Below are 18,215 nucleotides of genomic sequence, written 5' to 3'. Positions count from 1 at the left end.
TCGCCCGTGCGGCTCGCACCCGTGTGGCTCACACTAATTGGTAATTTCTCTCTCCACATACCCTACGATAGTCCCATTTACAAAGATAGTACGAGTAATCCAATTGCCTTTCTTGTCAAAAGTATGTTTAAACTGCTGGTTGTTTGTACCCGTTGGGATACCCTTTTTGTCGTACGTATAACGCAATACTTGTGGGGGAGTGTTACCCTCAGCAATACTGCGCTCTACTACCCTACCCTCACGGTCGTAACGCACTTCTATGCGTATCTCGGAAGAAGTATCGCCCTCGGTAACCATTTTGAGCAAAGTGCGCTGGTTGTGCTTATTGAACTCCTGCCATACTTTTGCCTTATCCTTATCGGTTTGCAAAACACCTTCAACGGGGTTGCCATTACTATCCCACTTACTAAAAGTATAGACCTGCGTAGGCGATACACTCCCCTGCATTAGCATACGATAAGAAAGCAATTTTCCTTGAGCATCATACTCATATTTACCCGTAGAAACGAGCGAACCACCGTGAGCCGTTTTGGTAATCGTTACCTTCAAAGGATGTTGTGCAGCATCATACGTATACTGGTAACGCAAACTATTACCGCTATAACGCTGTTCAGAGTCCGTAGCGTATCCCGCTTTGTCAAACACATAACGATTTTCCGTAGCGAGGCGTTTTTGTTTCAGGTCGCCGCGATACACATCATACGTGCGTTCTACCATCGTTTTCACCTCCCCTTTCAGCTCCTTATCAGCGCGAGTAATAGGAGGATTGACAATTTGTGCCATTCCCAATGAAGGAAACAGACACAGAAAAAGCATTTTTTTCATATTATTAGTTATTAATAGCCATCAAAAGTTAAGTTAAGTATTTTGTAAATATAGCCCCCGAACCCCAAAGAGGGAGAAGGTGTAAAAGCAATTCTCACTGTAACTTCTAATAAAACAATATATCATTTCTTTAATTCTTGATTCATTTTATTAGTATCTAACCCCTGAAACCTATCGTCTATTACCTGAGCGTCCTGAAAGTTTAGCAAATTCTGCTTTTGCTTTATTGAGTTGGTTCATAAACTCTTTATTGGCGTGCAAGCGAGCAACTACGGCACTAGCAACAAGTCTGCCGGCATCTACATCACTTTGGAAGTGATAACCACAAATCACTCTACTTTGCCCTATTTCATAACCGCGTTTGAGGATTTCGTTCTGGCGCTCTACATTGATTTCAGCTAATACCAAGGCAGTAGCCCAACCAATAGCCGTATGTCCTGAAGGATAAGAACCGTTAGTAGAGAGTCCTTGTTGTTGTTCGGTATTGCAAGTATCTTCATTATAGAAGGTAAACGGACGCATACGCATATAGTGTTCTTTAGCACTACGGGTAGCATAATCGCCGGCATCTTCACGAAAATGACTGATGAGTTTGTAAATTTCTGGAGTTCCTTCTTTAGAAATTGTCATCCCAAAAGCCTCCGAAAACGATTTGGCTACTCCATCGCCATAGAGGCGCGCATCACTCACAGCTTGGTCACCGCGGGGTGTAGGGCGTTGCATTTTGCCCCAGCGGTATTGAGCTTCATCATTCAGGAAGAGAATGCTATTCACAGCAGGGGGAGGAGGTAACAGTTCCAAACTACTCGCTACATCTTCTAAAGAAAGATAATGATGCGATTCTTTTTCCTGTGCTTGTACAAAAGTACTAAGGGTCATAAAAGCAAAGAAGCCTACCCAAATAGAATGTTTTTTCATACTAATATTGTTTTTATGGTTAAAATACGCCGACAAAAATAAGAATTAATAAATAAAAATACAAGCAATAAAAGAATAAATCTTAAATCATTTAGTTAGGGATAGCCCTGCACATACGCAGCTATGAGCACTCGCTGCTTCCCCGAAGGGGACAAGCCGCAAAAGAGAATGTTTATATAATGTTCCACGTGGAACATTTTTTAATTAACAATTCACAATTGCGAATTGTTAATTAATTTATTACCTTTGCACCATCTTAACTCTTATCTCTTAACTCTTACCTAAATGAAACGTTTTATAGTAAATAAATTTTTCGTACCTAAAGGCTTTGCAGGAATTACCCTCTACCCTTTTGTATTTACAAATAATCCGCGACTATTAGAAGACCCTCAATTCATCAATCACGAACGCATACATCTTGCTCAACAACGCGAACTCTTAGTGATTTTTTTCTATATATGGTATCTCATAGACTTCGGAATGAAATACCTAAAATACAAAGATAAGTATCGCGCCTATCGCAATATCATCTTTGAACGCGAAGCCTACGAAAACGATAATAACCTCCACTACCTAAAAACACGAAAACTATACGCCTTCCTTCGAGGTAAGAGATAAGAAGTAAAAGGTAAGAAATGTTCCACGTGGAACATTTTTTTCAATTAATAATTAATAATTAACAATTAAATTGCCCGTGTGGCTCACACCTGATGACAATTAAAGATTACAGTGTATCACAAGAGGAATTTACTCTTGTATATGATTCAGTATTAGAACTTTACAGAACAAATCCCGTTCCTAATGAGCTGAGTAAATACTACGAAAGTGAAGCATATATCTCACATACCGATAGCCGTAAAACGCTATTCGACAGACTCTACCAATGGGTGAAAAGCTATAACCTAAAGCATAAAATTGCACTCATCAAGCAATACAAAAAAGAAAATATACACCTCCTCGACATAGGGGCGGGTACAGGCGACTTTGTATTGAGTAGCAAAAAATACGCTCATTGGGAGGCTATGGGCATTGAGCCCAGCGAGAAAGCACGTGCCAAAGCAGAGGAAAAAGGCTTATTGCTACAAGCTGATTTTAGCGAACTCCTCCCCCACTCTTTTGATGTAATTACAATGTGGCACGTACTAGAACACGTACCCGATGTAACAAAAGAAATACAGATTATTAGTAACTTACTAAAAGAAAACGGCATTGCTGTAATAGCAGTGCCCAACTATCGCTCCTGGGATGCTCAGCATTATAAGGAACATTGGGCTGCTTATGATGTACCCCGACACTTATGGCATTTCTCCAAAAAGAGTATCGAGCAGCTTTTCGCTAAAGAAGGTTTCCACCTCCTCGCTACCCACCCTATGCTCTTTGATGCTTTTTATGTGAGTATGCTTTCCGAACAATACAAAACAGGTAAGAAATCATTTCTTAAAGGTTTCCTCAACGGACTCCGTTCCAACTACTACGGTTGGCGCAAAGGAGAATACTCATCACAAATTTACATTTTAGGTAAGAAGTAAGAGATAAGAGGTAAGAGTTACCTATTTTTACTATTTTTGAAGCTAAAAATAGCAAAAACTTCAAATAAGGCATTTTTACGATACTTCTCTCCTATCAATAACTAAGTATATCACTTTTTAAAAATAACGCTTAAAAACGGCTGTAATAAAGTCGGTTTTAATAAAGTATTTTTATAGATTTTTGTTTTAAAATAGAAAATGATTATTCTTAGGAAATAGGGTCAGGGGTCAGGAGGAAGTCGCTACACTTTGACAAAGTTTTAGACTTTGTCAAAGTCTATAGAGGTTTCACGTGGAACAATGAGTGACGAATGACGAGTGACGAAAAATAGTATTTTACTTTTTTGAGTAATAAAATTAAAAAATATTTCATTTACACACAAAACTTTCTTATTTTTGCGACCTGAATTGAATTAAACATTATAGAAAATGAAAAAACTCATCTTAACAGGCGTAGCAATCCTCACTCTTACTGCCTGCACCGATAAGGTGGCTTTCGTGGATAACAGCAAACTCTTAAACGAGTACCAAGAGAAAAAAGACATCGAGGCTAAATTGAAAACTGAAGTTGATGCCTATAAGAAAAAACGCGATAGTATTTCTGTAGCATTCCAAACTGAAGCACGCGCTTTCGACACTCAGGCTAAAACCCTCCCTCAAAATGTGGCTCAGAAAAAATACAATGAGTTGATGCAAAAGAGTCAGATATTGCAACAACACTTGCAACAAGAAGAAGAAAGATTGCAATTGGAAAGCCAAACTCAAATGGATTCTCTACTTAGCAAAGTGAAGAAAAACATTAAAGAATATGGCAAACAAAAAGGCTATACATTTATCCTTGGTGCTAACGACGGCGGTAGCGTACTCTATGGTGCTGATAACAAAGATATTACTAAAGAAGTTACTGAATATTTGAACAATCAATATAAATCAGGTAAGAAGTAATAGGTAACAGATTTCAGGAGACAGGAATCAGGAATCAGAATTGTAATTATAGACTTTGTCAAGGTTTTTAAGACTTTGACAAAGTTTTTTTATTGATAGCTAATTAGTTAATTGTAATACGTTAGGAAAGAACGCTTGGAATATCAAGAAAACTCCAAAGACTAACAATATAATGCTAATCGCGCGTTTGATTTTGTAGATATGAAAAGCGGTAAGTCGGTTTTTGAGCTTCTTAGCAATGAGAATTTTAATGATATCTATGCCAAAGTAAGCCAAGATAATAGAAGTAAAAAATACAAATATCCTACTGGCATTCATATCGAGTTTAGGACCAAAAACGATGATAATCCCTAACCAAAAACCTAAAACCCCTATATTGATGAAATTCAGTAGAAAACCTTTGATAAAGAGGGCTACATAGTTCACTTTTTCAGCTACTTGTAAGTGTGCATTCTCCTTATTATCCATTGTTTTCTTGAAGTCTTTTTTCAGTTTGATAAATGAGATAAGTCCGTAGGCTACCATTATAAGTCCGCCAGCAAAGAAGAGTTTAGGGTCGTCCTTAATTTCGCGCAACAGACTGCTGGTAGTGAAATAGACAATGAGAATGAAGACAGCATCGGCTAATACTACCCCCGAATTGAAAGCAATAGCTGCCCTAAATCCTTTAGTAATAGCTGTTTCCAGCAATACAAAGAAGACAGGACCTATGGTAAAAGCTAACAACAAGCCTAAAGGTAATGCAAGCAATACATCCGCAAACATCTATTTCTACCTAAAATTTGATTAATTGCACAAAAGTACTAAAAAACTGCTGAATCACAAAAAATAAGGGAGAAGTTTTTAGTACCTCTCCCCTACTCTATTGGTATTGTGATAATTATTAACTATGATTTGATAATTTCACTTACTTGTTTTAGAGTTTGTTCATCTTTCAAATCAACTAATTCTTCAAGGTCTTTAGAAAGATAGAAAGCTTTTACATCAGGTACATAAACTAAATAATTATGGATACCCTCAGTATAATAATTAAAAAGCAATTGCTTAAAATTACTAACTCCATTACAAGTTTTCTCTAAATTCTCACCATCATTATTTGCATAAAATACAGTATAATTATCTTTTTGATTGTGAGAAAGTTGTTGTTTTTCATACTTACCAGCCACATCAAAACCTACACCCCAGCTTGATTCAGCAATGATACTTGACAAGAAAGTAACGGTATTATCTTCTTTGTTTAATTTGTATGAGACAAGTAATACTTTCTCATTTGGAACAAAGTTCACTGATTTTTCTGATACAGTTTCAAAAAACTCTTTATAAGTCATTGACTTATCTTGCAAATCTTGCAATGGTTCTTGATTTTTTTCTTTAGAGCAAGACACTAATACTACTGCAAAAAACAATACAAACAACGAAAATTTTATTATTTCTTTCATACTAATTAAATTTAAAATTATTAATTTAATTTTCTTTGCACGTTCTTTTTTATGAAGACAGTAACCCGTAGCTCAGTTAGGGGAAGTCATTTTTAAGGAAAAATCCTCACTATATTTTGTTTACAGAAGAAAACAACAAAATATATCTCCAAAGGAAATAATATCAATATCAGTCATAAGCATAGAGATTAGGATTAGTTGAGGCAAAAGTACATCATTTTTATATAATTTCCAAATATATTTAACTTTCAAGAAGGTATCCGAAAAGTTTTATTTATGTGGACGTTTGCAAAACTCCCATTAAAAAGTTTAGTTCTTCAGATGTTTTAACAGAACATACCGCATTGCGTCGTAGAAAAGAGCAGTGGATAAATGTCCTGTATTCCAAATTTCTACTTTTAGATTTCCATAAGCGGGAGCGTGCTCGTGAAGTGGTAAAAACAGATCGTAGCGAGCCATAACCGGAAATACATTTAGGGATTGATTTTCTTGCCATTGAGCTGAGAAATTTAGGTGATGTGTAATGATTTTGTTTCGCTCAATTTCACTTTCAGTAGCCTTTTTCTTTGGGAAAATAAAAAACTTTTCGTGTGCCACTGTTCCTACTATCGGCACATAGAAATCTGCCGAATTATATGCCACTCGATGCCTGTTTGTTATCACAGCCCCCAAGCTGAATCCGCCAATTTCGATAGTCTGTACTCCTTTTTGTCGTAAAGTGTGAATCAGCTTTTCGGTTAATTTCACACTTGTTGCCATCGTTGCCATAAAGGTCGATAGGTTCGCTGTGCCCTGTCTCAAAGCCCCTTTTTGCTTGTGAAAAGGAGTTCGGACTACGATTAGGTTTATACCTAAATCGTTCAGTATCGCTTTTTTGAAAATCTTAGAAAAAATCCCGTAAAAAGGATATTCCGATGCTCCGTGATGAAAAATGAGTGTATTGGAAGTGTCTGAATCCCATTTGTATACTAAAAATGCAGGATCTAAGACACCTGCTTTGGTAGAAGCTTTTACCTCGTATAATCCTTCTCTGTTCCAATCGGGAATTTCTAAATTTATAGCTTCTAAGTGTTCTGTAAAATCGGCTGTTTCCACTCCGTTAGGAAAATAAACAGGTTCAGAATAAGCTACTTTGTCTACCAAAAAATTCAGATTAAAAGCAGGAATTTCTTTTTTAATCGCAGAATCTGATGCTTGTACGAATGTTTTATCTATTTTTTCGTAAGACGGATTCCGAAACAACCACAGAAGACCGATTGCTAAGAAAATAATAACTGACGATAAAAATAAATATATCATCTTTTTGATTTTCATTGTTTTTAAATTTGTAAGGACGTTTGCAGCACATACTATAAAAATAGTTGATAATCAGAGTAATCAACTTTGTAGTCAACTTTAGTCAACTTTGCCAAAGTGTGAAACTTTAGCAAAGTGTATGGTGCAATTTGTAAGGGCGTTTGCAAAACGCCCCTACATAACATATCCTAAAATCACTTTTAATTATTCACTTATGAGTTCAAAGTCTAATTGCTTTTTCATCAGGTCGGTGTTTTTGACACGTATCATTACTTCATCGCCAAGCTGGTAGGTCTTGCCAGTGGCTTGTCCTACCAAGGCGTATTGTTGTTCGTCGAAAGTGTAATAATCGTCTTTGATGTCGCGAGCGCGTACCAATCCTTCGCATTTGTTTACGGTAATTTCTACATAAATACCCCATTCGGTTACACCTGAAATCACTCCTGCAAACTGCTGATTCTTATGGGCTTCCATATATTTCACCTGCATATATTTGATAGAATCACGCTCGGCTGAGGCTGCTACACTCTCCATTTGTGACGAGTGTTTGCATTTGGTTTCATATTCGGCTTCGGGTTGTGAAGGAGCTCCATCTAAATAGAGTTGCAAAAGGCGGTGTACCATCACATCGGGATAACGGCGTATAGGTGAAGTGAAATGGGTATAATAATCGAATGCTAAACCATAGTGTCCTATGTTTTTGGTAGTATAAGTAGCTTTTGCCATTGAACGTATTGCCAAGGTATCGACTAAATTCTGTTCTTTCTTGCCCTTTACTTCTTCTAAGAGATTATTAAGCGAATCGGTAGTGGTTTGGCGATTTTTCAAATCCAAACTATAGCCAAATCGGTTAATAACTGTATTGAACTGCTGTAGTTTCTCGGCATCGGGTTCGTCGTGTACGCGGTATACAAAAGTCTTTTTCATTTTGGCTACATACTCGGCTACCTTTCTGTTAGCCAAGAGCATAAACTCTTCAATTAGTTTGTTGGCTTCCTTGCTTTCTTTGAAATATACCCCTGTAGGGTTGCCATTCTCATCGAGGTCGAATTTCACTTCTACCTTATCAAAAGTAATAGCTCCTAAACGCATACGCTTGCCGCGCAGTTTTTCGGCTAAGGTATTGAGTGTGAGAATAGCCTCTACCACCTCAGCAGGTACGGTACGCTCTTTATCGGTAATAGAAGTTTCGGCAGGAATGGTGTACTCCTCCCCTACTTTAGCTTGCTCTATTACTGATTGTGCTTCTTCGTAAGCAAATCTAAAAGAGGAGTGCGTTACGGTGCGTCCTATCCAAATATCTACCACTTCAGCTTTCTTATTCATCTCAAACACTGCCGAAAAGGTGTATTTATCTTCATCGGGGCGGAGTGAACAAGCGAAGTTACAGAGTATTTCGGGTAACATTGGCACTACTCTATCTACCAAATATACTGAAGTAGCGCGGTTATAGGCTTCTTCATCTAATATAGTGCCTTCTTTCACGTAGTGTGATACATCGGCAATGTGTACGCCAATTTCGTAATTGCCATTTTCTAATACTTTGAATGACAGTGCATCATCAAAGTCTTTTGCATCACGAGGGTCGATAGTGAAAGTGAGGGTTTCACGCATATCACGACGGCGGGCAATCTCTTCATCAGTAATGGAAAGGTCTAACTTTTTAGCAAAGGCTTCTACCTCTTCTGGATAGGTATAAGGCAGACCGTATTCGGCTAAGATAGAGTGCATTTCGGTAGTTTGTTCCCCTGGTTTGCCGAGTATCTGTTCTACTACCCCCATAGGCGAATCGCTTTTGTCTTTCCAATCTTCTATGCGTACAATCACACGGTCGCCGTCCTGAGCACCATTGAGTTTGTCTTTCAACACAAAGAAATCAGTATACATACGAGCATCGGTAGGGACGACAAAAGCAAAGTTCTTGTGCATTTGGACGGTACCTACAAAGCGCACTTTGTTGCGTTCCAACACCTTGCTAATTTCTCCTTCCATCTTATTGCGATTTCTAAAACGAGGGAATACATACACTTCCACCAAATCGCCGTGGAGGGCTTTGTTTAGAAAATTCTGTGCTACAAAAATGTCGTTATCTAAACCATCCACTATTACATAGCCATTGCCGCGTGAACTCACATCCAGCGTACCTACATAGTAGTGTTGCATAGGGATAGCTTGGTACTTTCCACGATCTATTTCTACAATGCGTTTTTTCTCTTTCAGCTGTACGAGTTGCTTTACCAGCATATCACGACGCGGTGCATCGGTAATGTGGAGTTTGGCAGCGATTTGCTTGTAGTTGAAACTCTCTTCAGGGTGCTCGTGTAGCACCGAGAATATTGCTTTGATAAGCTCGTGCTTGTTGCGTTTAGCGAGACTCTTATTTTTTTTAGGTTTCCCTGATTTGCCTTGTTTCTTGGGTTTGTTTGTTTTTTTCATAGTAATTTCTTTTTTAGATGTGAGTCACACAACAATGTGACTAAGTGCAAAGATAGTCATTTTTGAGTTATCAACAATCTCTAAATTATAAATTGAAAAAAAATATTTTTTAAAAAAAGAAGGTTACTATTATGAGAGTGTGAATAGGGGGTAAAAAATTAGGCTTAAAAATTTGCTTTTTTCAGTTGATGTGATTTATGATTAGTTATCAACAATAAAAAACGATTTACGGCTTTTAAAATGAATATTTTAGGCAAAACTGTTGATAACTGCCCAACGATTATTCAACTGCATTTTGTGGATAATTTTTTAAAATGGCAATTGTGGATAACTGTTGTATCACTGTTGATAATTTTCTAAAAAATAAATTTGCTTATTTTAGACTTGGGTTTGTATATACGGAAAAGTGAGAGAAACAAATTTATTTATTATTTTTTTAGTAATAGTTATGAACAGGTTTTTAGGTTTCAGGGGTCAGGTGTTAGGGGTCAGGTGTTATTTGTTTCTTCTGTCTTCACCCCAGAGTAGTTTGTATCGTAGTGTATTGATAAAACTATCGCCGTCTAATCGTATCATTTTCACTACAAAAGGTGCTTTGCGCACAATAATAGAGTGCTTTTTGTCTACTGATTTGATATGAGAATCTAACGATAAAAGGAATTTCTTTTCCCGTCCTGAGATAGTGAGTTTGATTTCAGTATCTTCGGGGATGATGAGCGGTCGCATATTGAGGTTATGCGGTGCGATGGGGGTAATAACAAAGTTTTTGGCTGTAGGTAAAATCACAGGTCCACCGCAACTCAACGAGTAGCCTGTAGAGCCTGTAGGGGTAGAAATGATAAGTCCGTCAGCCCAATACGACGATAGGAAATCGCCGCCCAGTTCTGTATCGATTGTAATCATCGATGCTGTATTTTTTCGAGTAACAGTAATTTCGTTGAGGGCGAAATTTATAGGGTCTACCGGCTCGCCACTATCGGCATAGACAGCTTCTATTACCGAGCGTTCCACCACTTCGTAAGTTTTGTCGCGCAATTGCAGAAAAACGTTTTGCAGGTCGTCTTTATGAGCATTTGCTAAAAAACCCAAACGCCCTGAATTGATACCTAAGATAGGAATTTGCAAATCGCGGAGGTAAGTAATACCTTTCAGCAAGGTGCCATCACCTCCAATGGTGAGCATCACCTCGTACGAATTGTTGAGGTCGGCAAATGAGCTAAAAGGTTTAGCCCTGAGGAATTGATGAGAGCGAATGTTCAGTTCTTTAAGAATTTCACATTCAATAAACACCTCATCTTCAGGGAGGAGATGAGAGAAAAGTTCGCGAAGTATGGCTTCGTTTTCGGTAGAATATTGTCGGATATAGATTGCTATTTTCATTGATTTGCCAATTTCTGATTAGTCTGTTTGTGAGAATTGGTATGGCAAAGGTACAAATTAATTAACAATTAACAATTAAGAATTGACAATTGGCAATTTACAAATAGTAAAATGCAATTGTTAGCGATGATGTGTTTATTGAATGTTCAGTTCTTTAAGAATTTCACATTCAATAAACACCTCATCTTCAGGGAGGAGATGAGAGAAAAGTTCGCGAAGTATGGCTTCGTTTTCGGTAGAATATTGTCGGATATAGATTGCTATTTTCATTGATTTGCCAATTTCTGATTAGTCTGTTTGTGAGAATTGGTATGGCAAAGGTACAAATTAATTAACAATTAACAATTAAGAATTGACAATTGGCAATTTACAAATAGTAAAATGCAATTGTTAGCGATGATGTGTTTATTTGGTACTTTAGTTATATTTGTAACAATCTCTCCCCTTTTTGCGGTTTTTGGCATACTTTTAGTACGTTAGCCTGCACAAGCATTGTGGCATTAGAAAATCTTTTGTACTTTTGCACCTTTAAAAAAAATATAAATTTAATAGCACATTATTATGAAAAAAATTGTAGCAATAGCAGCTTTATTAGCCACCACCATCGCCTTTGGTCAGGCTCAGAAAAAGAATGGTTGGGAGCGTGCCAAACTCAATGGAAAAGTAAAAACATATACCCAAACAGGTATCCAAGTTACTGAAGAAGGACAAGAAATTCCTATGAATTCCGAACTCTTTGCTCAGTTTGACAAAAAAGGAACTCCCGTAAAAATGTTCTCTAAACAAAGTGGTATGACTATCAATTTTGTGGATGTATACGACAAAGAAGGACTTTTGTTAGAATCGGCTTCTCGCGATGATTCTAATACCCTCCTCTCTAAAAACGTATATGAGTACGACGATCGCGGTAACCTTACCAAACACGATGTTGAAACTCCTGATGGGACTATCTTTATGAGTCGTATCAATGCTTATAACGATAAAGACCAATTGATAGAGCGCACCGAATGTATGGCTGGATTGTGCGATGAGAAAATTACTTATACCTACCTTCCTAACGGAAAAGTAGCTGAAGAATCTAAATACAGCAAAAAAGAATTATCAAGTAAAACTGTATATACTTACGATGCTAAAGGTAATACCATTGAAAAACAAGTGTTTGACAAAGATAACAACCTAAAACAGCGCGTTACTTCAGTTTTTGATGAGAATAACAACGAAACAGAAGTGAAATACTTTGATAAAGACGGTAATGTTACCAAAACAGAATCTTACACACTTGTGTATGACAAAAAGAAAAACTGGATAAAGAAAACAATGTCCATTAATGGTAAACCAACGATGATTTTACTTCAGAAGTTAAAATATTATTAATAGATAACTAAAAAGCTGCTCTAAAATGGAGCAGCTTTTTTTTGTTAGAGACTTCTGGAAAATCCTATTTTTCTAACTTCTATGAGATTCAAAATTCTCCCATTTTTATAAGATACTTGAAACTTTTCACTACTTTTGCATTCTGTACTAACGGACTATTATGTATAATCTCATTATTTATCTTATAAAAGCAATCCTCCCGCTGATTGCCCTCTTCAATAAAAAAATACGTCTCTTTGTAAGCGGACGTAAAATTGTATGGACAACCCTTAATGAAAAATTAGATAAAAATGCGCGTTATGTGTGGTTACACGCGGCTTCCCTTGGTGAGTTTGAACAAGGATTGCCGGTAGCCAAAGCCCTTAGAGCCCAAGGTTACAAAATACTCATTACTTTCTTCTCACCCTCAGGTTATGAGGTGCGCAAAAATACCCCTGATGCCGATATAGTAGTCTACCTTCCTCTCGATACGCGCGCAAACGCTCGTAAGTTTGTACAGCTCGTAAATCCTGTAATGGCTATCTTTGTGAAATACGAGTTTTGGATAAACTACCTCAATGAACTTAAAAAAGCGCAAGTGCCTACTTATTTGCTATCGGGTATTTTTAGAAAAGATCAAATCTTCTTTAAGCCTTATGGCGGAATGATGCGCAAAGCCTTACATTGTTTCACTCATTTCTTTGTACAGAACGACCTCTCTAAAGAACTGCTCGGCAGTTTAGGTTTTACCAATGTAACGGTGAGTGGCGACACTCGTTTTGATCGTGTAGCCGAAATAGCTGAGAGAGACAATCATCTCGATTTTATAGAGCAATTCAAAGGGGATGCTTTGTGTGTGGTGTTTGGTAGTTCTTGGCCTGCCGATGAAGAGGTTTATTTGCAGTATCTCAACACCTGCAAAGCTAACGTAAAATTCATTATTGCCCCTCACAATATCCACCCCACTGAGATAGCTGTACTGAGAGACAACAAGCAGAAGTTAGACCGCAAAGTGGCTCTTTTCAGTGAGAAAGATGCTCTTAACCTCCCAGATTACGAGGTGCTCATTCTCGACACCATTGGTATGCTTACCAAGGTATACAGTTATGCCGATATAGCTTATGTAGGTGGAGGTATGGGAACTTCGGGATTACACAATGTGTTAGAACCAGCTGTTTTTGGTATTCCAGTGATTATTGGTAAGAACTATGAAAAATTCAATGAAGCGAAAGAATTAGTCGCTTTAGGAGGGGTATTATCTGTTGATAGTAAAGAAGCATTTGCTGAGGTGATGAATAGCCTTGTAAATTCGGCTGAAAAGCGCGAGATAGTAGGAAATATCAATCGTGAGTATATAACGACAAAAAAAGGCGCTACAAACGCTTTTTTGAAGGGAATATAAAAACTTTGCCAAAGTTCTATAGCACAAAAGGCTATAATAACTTTGGCAAAGTATAATTTATAATCTTATTGCTTGTGCGGCTCGCACTACTCAGATTGTGCTTGAATTACAGCAAGTGTAGCCAAATTCACCATTTCATCAACGGTAGAACCAAGGGTAGCCACGTGAATAGGTTTGGTAAGACCTAAGATTACAGGACCTATGGTATCTAAGTGTTCTGTTTCCTTGAGGAGCTTATAACTGATATTTGCTGCTTCGAGGTTAGGGAAGATGAGCACATTAGCTGCTTTGCCGTTGTTGAGTTTTGAGAACGGATAGTTCTTGGCAATCTTATCGGGATTGAGGGCAAAATCGGCTTGGATTTCTCCATCTACTACTAAATCGGGGTGGTTTTTATGCAAATAAGCTACTGCCTCACGCACTTTAAGACTGCTTTCGGACACTGCCGATCCAAAGCTAGAATACGACAACATCGCTACCGAAGGCTCTAAACCAAAGAACTTCACTGCGCGCGCTGTAAGTAAAGCGATATTAGCTAATTCTTCGGCAGTAGGGTTGATATTGATAGTTGCATCCGATAGGAAAATAGGTCCTTGCTTGCTGAACATAATGCTGGCAGCAGCAATACGGCGCACTCCTTCTTCTTTCTTTATAATTTCTAATACAGGGCGAATAGCATTTGGATAAGCGTGTGAATAACCTGTAATCATCGCATCGGCTTGACCAGTTTCTACGAGCATCGTACCGAAATAGTTGCGTTCGCGCATTAGTCGTTCGGCTACTTCATAGGTAATACCACGGCGTTCGCGCAATTTCCAATAGTGTTTTACAAACTTCTCACGACGTGCTTTTTCGGCATCACTCTTAGGGTCGATTACATCTACCCGACCGTTAAATCCTATTTCGTATTTAAGGGCTTTAATCATATCTTTATTACCCAAAAGTACAGGAATACCAATGCCATCTTCATAGATGCGTTGTGCTGCTTTAAGCACTTCTAATTGGTCGGCTTCAGCAAATACGATGCGTTTAGGAGCGCGTTTGGCACGGTCTTGCAAGAGGCGTATTTCTTTGCTTCCTACGCCTATTCTATCCATTAGTTCACCTTTGTAGGCTTCCCAATCGGTGATAGGTTTCTGTGCCACTCCCGATGCCATAGCTGCTTTGGCGATAGCAGGGGGTACTTCGTAAATCAAGCGAGGGTCAAACGGTTTAGGGATGATATAGTTGCGACCGAAAGTAAGGTTTTCGCCGCCATATACAAGACTCACTTTTTGAGGTACAGGTTTTTTAGCCAATTCGGCAATAGCGTGTACCGCAGCAAGTTTCATTTCTTCATTGATTTTGGTAGCGCGAACGTCTAAGGCTCCGCGGAAGATATAAGGAAAACCGAGTACGTTGTTCACTTGGTTAGGGAAGTCGGAACGACCCGTTGCCATAATGATATCTTTACGTGTTTTGATTGCTAAATCATAATCGATTTCGGGGGTAGGGTTTGCCATTGCAAATACAATCGCATCCTTGTTCATAGAGAGCAGCATTTCGGGGGTGAGTACATTACCTTTAGAAAGACCGATGAACACATCGGAGCCTTTTACGGCTTCTTCGAGAGTGTGGAGGTTGCGGTCGGTAGCGAACTCAGCTTTCTGCTCTGTTAGGTTAGGCGCATCTTTGCGAATTACCCCTTTGCTATCGCACATTACTATGTTCTTAGGGTCAGCACCGAGGGCTACGTATAAGCGAGTACAAGAGATAGCAGCCGCACCAGCTCCGTTTACCACTATCTGTGCTTTGCTGATGTCTTTGCCTACGATTTCTAACGCGTTGATAAGGGCAGCAGCCGAGATGATAGCCGTACCATGCTGGTCGTCGTGCATTACCGGTATATCCAATTCTTCTTTTAGGCGGCGTTCTATTTCAAAAGCCTCAGGCGCTTTGATGTCCTCGAGGTTAATCCCCCCAAAGGTAGGAGCAATCGCTTTTACGGTTTCTACAAACTTATCTACATCGGTAGCATCTATTTCGATATCGAATACATCGATACCAGCAAAGATTTTGAATAACAAGCCTTTACCTTCCATTACAGGTTTAGAGGCATCGGCACCTATATCGCCCAAACCGAGTACGGCAGTACCATTAGAAATTACTGCTACGAGGTTGCTTTTGGCAGTATATTTATAGGCGTTGCTTTTATCTTCGGCAATTGCCAAACAAGGCTCGGCTACCCCAGGTGAATAAGCCAACGCGAGATCGTGTTGTGTAGAGTGTTTTTTAGTAGGTACGATAGCAATTTTCCCAGGTTGAGGGAACTCGTGATAGTGTAATGCTTCTTCTTTTTTTCTTTGATCCATTTGATTTTAGGTAAGAGGTAAGAGGTAAGAGGTAAGAGGTAACGAGATTGTTACCTAATTACTTGTTACCTGTTAATTGTTTATAAATGCAAAGTTATAAAATAATTACGAATTATGAAGTACGAATGACGAAAAATTAGGAATTACCTCATCGGCTGCACAAAGTACTTGCTCCTCTCCTACCCCTATGACTCTCATTCCAGCAGCTTTAGCAGCTTGCACACCTGCCGGAGCATCTTCAAACACACAGCACTGGGCAGGAGGTAGTTGCAAAAGTTCGGCAGCTTTGAGGAATACTTCGGGGTTGGGTTTGGCTTGAGTTACCATAGTGCCATCAACAATAGCATCGAACAGCGGCAAAATGCCTGTGCGCTCTAATACCAAACGTGCGTTTTTGCTGGCAGAACCCAAGGCGATTTTCTTGCCTTTGCTTTTGAGAGTTTGCAGGAAATCGGCTACTCCTACGAGCAATTCGCTGCTATCAATATGAGCGATGTATTGCAAATAGAGTTCGTTCTTGCGGAGAGCTAAGGATTGGAACTCATTTTCGGGCAGTGTTTTACCTGCCCACTGAAGTATTTTGTGCAGGGAGACCTCACGACCTATGCCTTTGAGTTGTTCGTTATGTGCGGGAGTGAGCTCAAAGCCAAATTCTTGAGCGATAGTTTTCCACGCGAGGTAATGGTACTTGGCGGTATCTACTAGTACGCCATCTAAATCAAAAATATATCCTTCCATTGAAAAGTGAAATAGTGAAAAGTTAAAAGTGAATAGTACAAAGAAAAACCGCTATAAGGGCGACTTATAACGGTTTTTGTTTATAATAATATAAATAGATTACTGAATAGGGAGAGGTTTATAACCATTTGTTTTTAAACCATCAAAAGCTCTACTAGTTAGAACATTTCTCCAAGCATTATAATAACTTTCAATGCTACTAGCAGGAACATAGAGTTTGCGATTAGTACCACCAAGTGTGCTGAAAGGATTATCAATAACAGGAGGAGTAGTTGCTTGACAAGTTACATTTTGTATAGCAGCTGTGTCAAAAGCTCCTCTTTCTATTCTTTGTAGAGAAGCAGGTAATACTACATCTCTTAATCCAGAAGCTCTAAATGCACCACCTTCTATTACTTTTACAGCAGGCATTGTAACAGTAGTTAATTTAGAACAACCCATAAAAGCATCTTGGTCTATTACTTCTACATTAGTTAAATTAACACTTTCAAGATTATTTTGGTTTTTAAAGGCTTCTCTTGCTAATTTTTTAGCATTAGCAGGTAATACCACGTGAGAAGGCAATGTAACACCTGTTTTTACAGTGGCAACACCATCAGCATCTACATTGAAAAAGTTATCAGCTACTAAGGCTTTTACATTAAAGTTGAGGTTCAATGTTTGTCCGTCGCCATTGATAAGGTTTACGGTACCAGTACCTACATTTTTAGCAGTTACTCTAATACCAGTAACTTTTTCACCTAATTTTACCCCATTTTGAGCTTTAACATCTGTTGTAATGAACTGAGCAATAACAGCATTGCCACTTACGTTCATTTGCATTCTATCGAAGCGACCATTTTCGGGAGTAGTAGTGGTATATACTCCTTCTAAAGTGATGTTGTAAGCGCTATTTTGTACTAATTCAGTAGAACTAATGAGAACTTTGAAAGGTACAATTACATAAGCCTCTACCTCTACAGTTTTGTTTAGAGTAAGATCTTTAAAAGTAATTTTATCGGTTAAACCTTCACCTAAGCCTGTTACTATAAATTTGCCATTTACTTTGCGTACGCTACCTAAGGTAGAGTTACCTATGGTTACATCGTAGTTACCAGAACCTCCTTTGAGGTGGCCTGTTACGTCAGTTTCCCCACCTTTTTTAAGGAAGATAGTGCTTTTATCTACTTTAAAGCCGCCATTTTCTTCCACATCTTCTTGTATAACATTGATAGTAATAGTACCTCTATCACCAGAACGGTTAGTAAGTTCTACAGAAGTAATACCTACAGACTTTCCAGTAATTTTGAGGTCTACAGAGTTATTTAATTGATTTACAATAGCTATGCTAACATTCTTAGCTTGAGGTTTAACTAAATCGCTAGAAGTATAGACCCTTACAGTGTCATCGCCGTTTACTGTTAAGGTTACATTTTCTCTTGTAATTTTCAATCCTGAGTCGTCATCTCCACTGTCTTTTTTGCAACCAGTGAGTGTTGTTACAGCTAAAGTTGCTGCCATTAATGTTAAAAATGTAGTTTTCATTGCTAAATTTTTTGTATTACAATAGTTTCATTTCAATTTCGGGACAAAAGTACAATTTTTTTTGAAAAATACAAATCAT

General features: G+C 38.3%; 16 protein-coding genes. 5 read left to right on the top strand and 11 right to left on the bottom strand.

Going from position 1 to position 18,215, the window contains the following annotated elements:
- Positions 1-33: 33 nt before the first annotated feature.
- Together CGC57_RS06705 and CGC57_RS06700 are read right to left on the bottom strand one after the other, a co-directional pair.
- Positions 34-825 carry a hypothetical protein gene (locus CGC57_RS06705; RefSeq protein ID WP_095898498.1) on the bottom strand — a complete coding sequence of 264 codons (792 nt, stop codon included), beginning with the start codon at positions 823-825 and terminating at the stop codon, positions 34-36.
- A gap of 171 nt (positions 826-996) precedes the next feature.
- Positions 997-1,743 (bottom strand): acid phosphatase, encoded by a 747-nt coding sequence (locus CGC57_RS06700; protein WP_095898497.1) that lies wholly within the window; start codon positions 1,741-1,743, stop codon positions 997-999.
- Positions 1,744-2,028: 285 nt separating this feature from the next.
- Between CGC57_RS06700 and CGC57_RS06695 the strand changes: the two genes are divergently transcribed.
- The 3 genes from CGC57_RS06695 (at position 2,029) to CGC57_RS06685 (ending at position 4,217) form a co-directional block, all read left to right on the top strand.
- Positions 2,029-2,361 (top strand): hypothetical protein, encoded by a 333-nt coding sequence (locus CGC57_RS06695; protein WP_095898496.1) that lies wholly within the window; start codon positions 2,029-2,031, stop codon positions 2,359-2,361.
- Between the two features lie 92 nt (positions 2,362-2,453).
- Complete coding sequence (locus CGC57_RS06690; RefSeq protein WP_095898495.1) at positions 2,454-3,272, top strand: class I SAM-dependent methyltransferase; 819 nt, start codon at positions 2,454-2,456, stop codon at positions 3,270-3,272.
- A 429-nt stretch (positions 3,273-3,701) separates the two neighbouring features.
- Positions 3,702-4,217, top strand: coding sequence for an OmpH/Skp family outer membrane protein (locus CGC57_RS06685; protein ID WP_095898494.1), 516 nt, complete (start codon positions 3,702-3,704; stop codon positions 4,215-4,217).
- Positions 4,218-4,316: 99 nt separating this feature from the next.
- Here the strand turns inward: CGC57_RS06685 and CGC57_RS06680 are convergent, their stop codons facing one another.
- From CGC57_RS06680 to CGC57_RS13115, 6 genes are all read right to left on the bottom strand, one after another.
- A complete protein-coding gene (locus tag CGC57_RS06680; RefSeq protein ID WP_095898493.1) occupies positions 4,317-4,982 on the bottom strand; it encodes a LysE family translocator in 666 nt (221 codons plus the stop codon).
- Between the two features lie 122 nt (positions 4,983-5,104).
- Complete coding sequence (locus tag CGC57_RS06675) at positions 5,105-5,656, bottom strand: hypothetical protein (RefSeq protein WP_095898492.1); 552 nt, start codon at positions 5,654-5,656, stop codon at positions 5,105-5,107.
- 309 nt (positions 5,657-5,965) lie between these two features.
- Positions 5,966-6,955, bottom strand: a complete 990-nt coding sequence (locus tag CGC57_RS06670; RefSeq protein WP_232747194.1) for a hypothetical protein — start codon at positions 6,953-6,955, stop codon at positions 5,966-5,968.
- A gap of 201 nt (positions 6,956-7,156) precedes the next feature.
- Positions 7,157-9,388, bottom strand: a complete 2,232-nt coding sequence (gene rnr / locus CGC57_RS06665) for a ribonuclease R (RefSeq protein ID WP_095898490.1) — start codon at positions 9,386-9,388, stop codon at positions 7,157-7,159.
- 495 nt (positions 9,389-9,883) lie between these two features.
- A complete protein-coding gene (locus tag CGC57_RS06660) occupies positions 9,884-10,768 on the bottom strand; it encodes an NAD kinase (RefSeq protein ID WP_095898489.1) in 885 nt (294 codons plus the stop codon).
- A 135-nt stretch (positions 10,769-10,903) separates the two neighbouring features.
- Positions 10,904-11,038 carry a hypothetical protein gene (locus CGC57_RS13115; RefSeq protein ID WP_262482402.1) on the bottom strand — a complete coding sequence of 45 codons (135 nt, stop codon included), beginning with the start codon at positions 11,036-11,038 and terminating at the stop codon, positions 10,904-10,906.
- Positions 11,039-11,329: 291 nt separating this feature from the next.
- Here CGC57_RS13115 and CGC57_RS06655 point away from each other — a divergent pair, with 291 nt between their 5' ends.
- Together CGC57_RS06655 and CGC57_RS06650 are read left to right on the top strand one after the other, a co-directional pair.
- Positions 11,330-12,142, top strand: coding sequence for an RHS repeat protein (locus tag CGC57_RS06655; protein ID WP_095898488.1), 813 nt, complete (start codon positions 11,330-11,332; stop codon positions 12,140-12,142).
- Between the two features lie 160 nt (positions 12,143-12,302).
- The gene (locus CGC57_RS06650; protein WP_095898487.1) at positions 12,303-13,523 is read left to right on the top strand and encodes a 3-deoxy-D-manno-octulosonic acid transferase; all 1,221 of its coding nucleotides are present in this window, start codon (positions 12,303-12,305) and stop codon (positions 13,521-13,523) included.
- An 86-nt stretch (positions 13,524-13,609) separates the two neighbouring features.
- Here CGC57_RS06650 and CGC57_RS06645 read toward each other — a convergent pair whose 3' ends face one another.
- From CGC57_RS06645 to CGC57_RS06635, 3 genes are all read right to left on the bottom strand, one after another.
- Complete coding sequence (locus CGC57_RS06645; protein ID WP_095898486.1) at positions 13,610-15,874, bottom strand: NADP-dependent malic enzyme; 2,265 nt, start codon at positions 15,872-15,874, stop codon at positions 13,610-13,612.
- A gap of 105 nt (positions 15,875-15,979) precedes the next feature.
- Positions 15,980-16,612 (bottom strand): beta-phosphoglucomutase, encoded by a 633-nt coding sequence (gene pgmB, locus CGC57_RS06640; RefSeq protein ID WP_095898485.1) that lies wholly within the window; start codon positions 16,610-16,612, stop codon positions 15,980-15,982.
- A gap of 99 nt (positions 16,613-16,711) precedes the next feature.
- The gene (locus tag CGC57_RS06635) at positions 16,712-18,136 is read right to left on the bottom strand and encodes a leucine-rich repeat domain-containing protein (RefSeq protein WP_095898484.1); all 1,425 of its coding nucleotides are present in this window, start codon (positions 18,134-18,136) and stop codon (positions 16,712-16,714) included.
- Between the last annotated feature and the right edge of the window lie 79 nt (positions 18,137-18,215).

The organism is Capnocytophaga sputigena (assembly GCF_002302495.1).
Taxonomy (GTDB): domain Bacteria; phylum Bacteroidota; class Bacteroidia; order Flavobacteriales; family Flavobacteriaceae; genus Capnocytophaga; species Capnocytophaga sputigena.
Note: the sequence above shows the minus strand (reverse complement) of the source record. Positions and strands in the feature narration are given on the sequence as shown.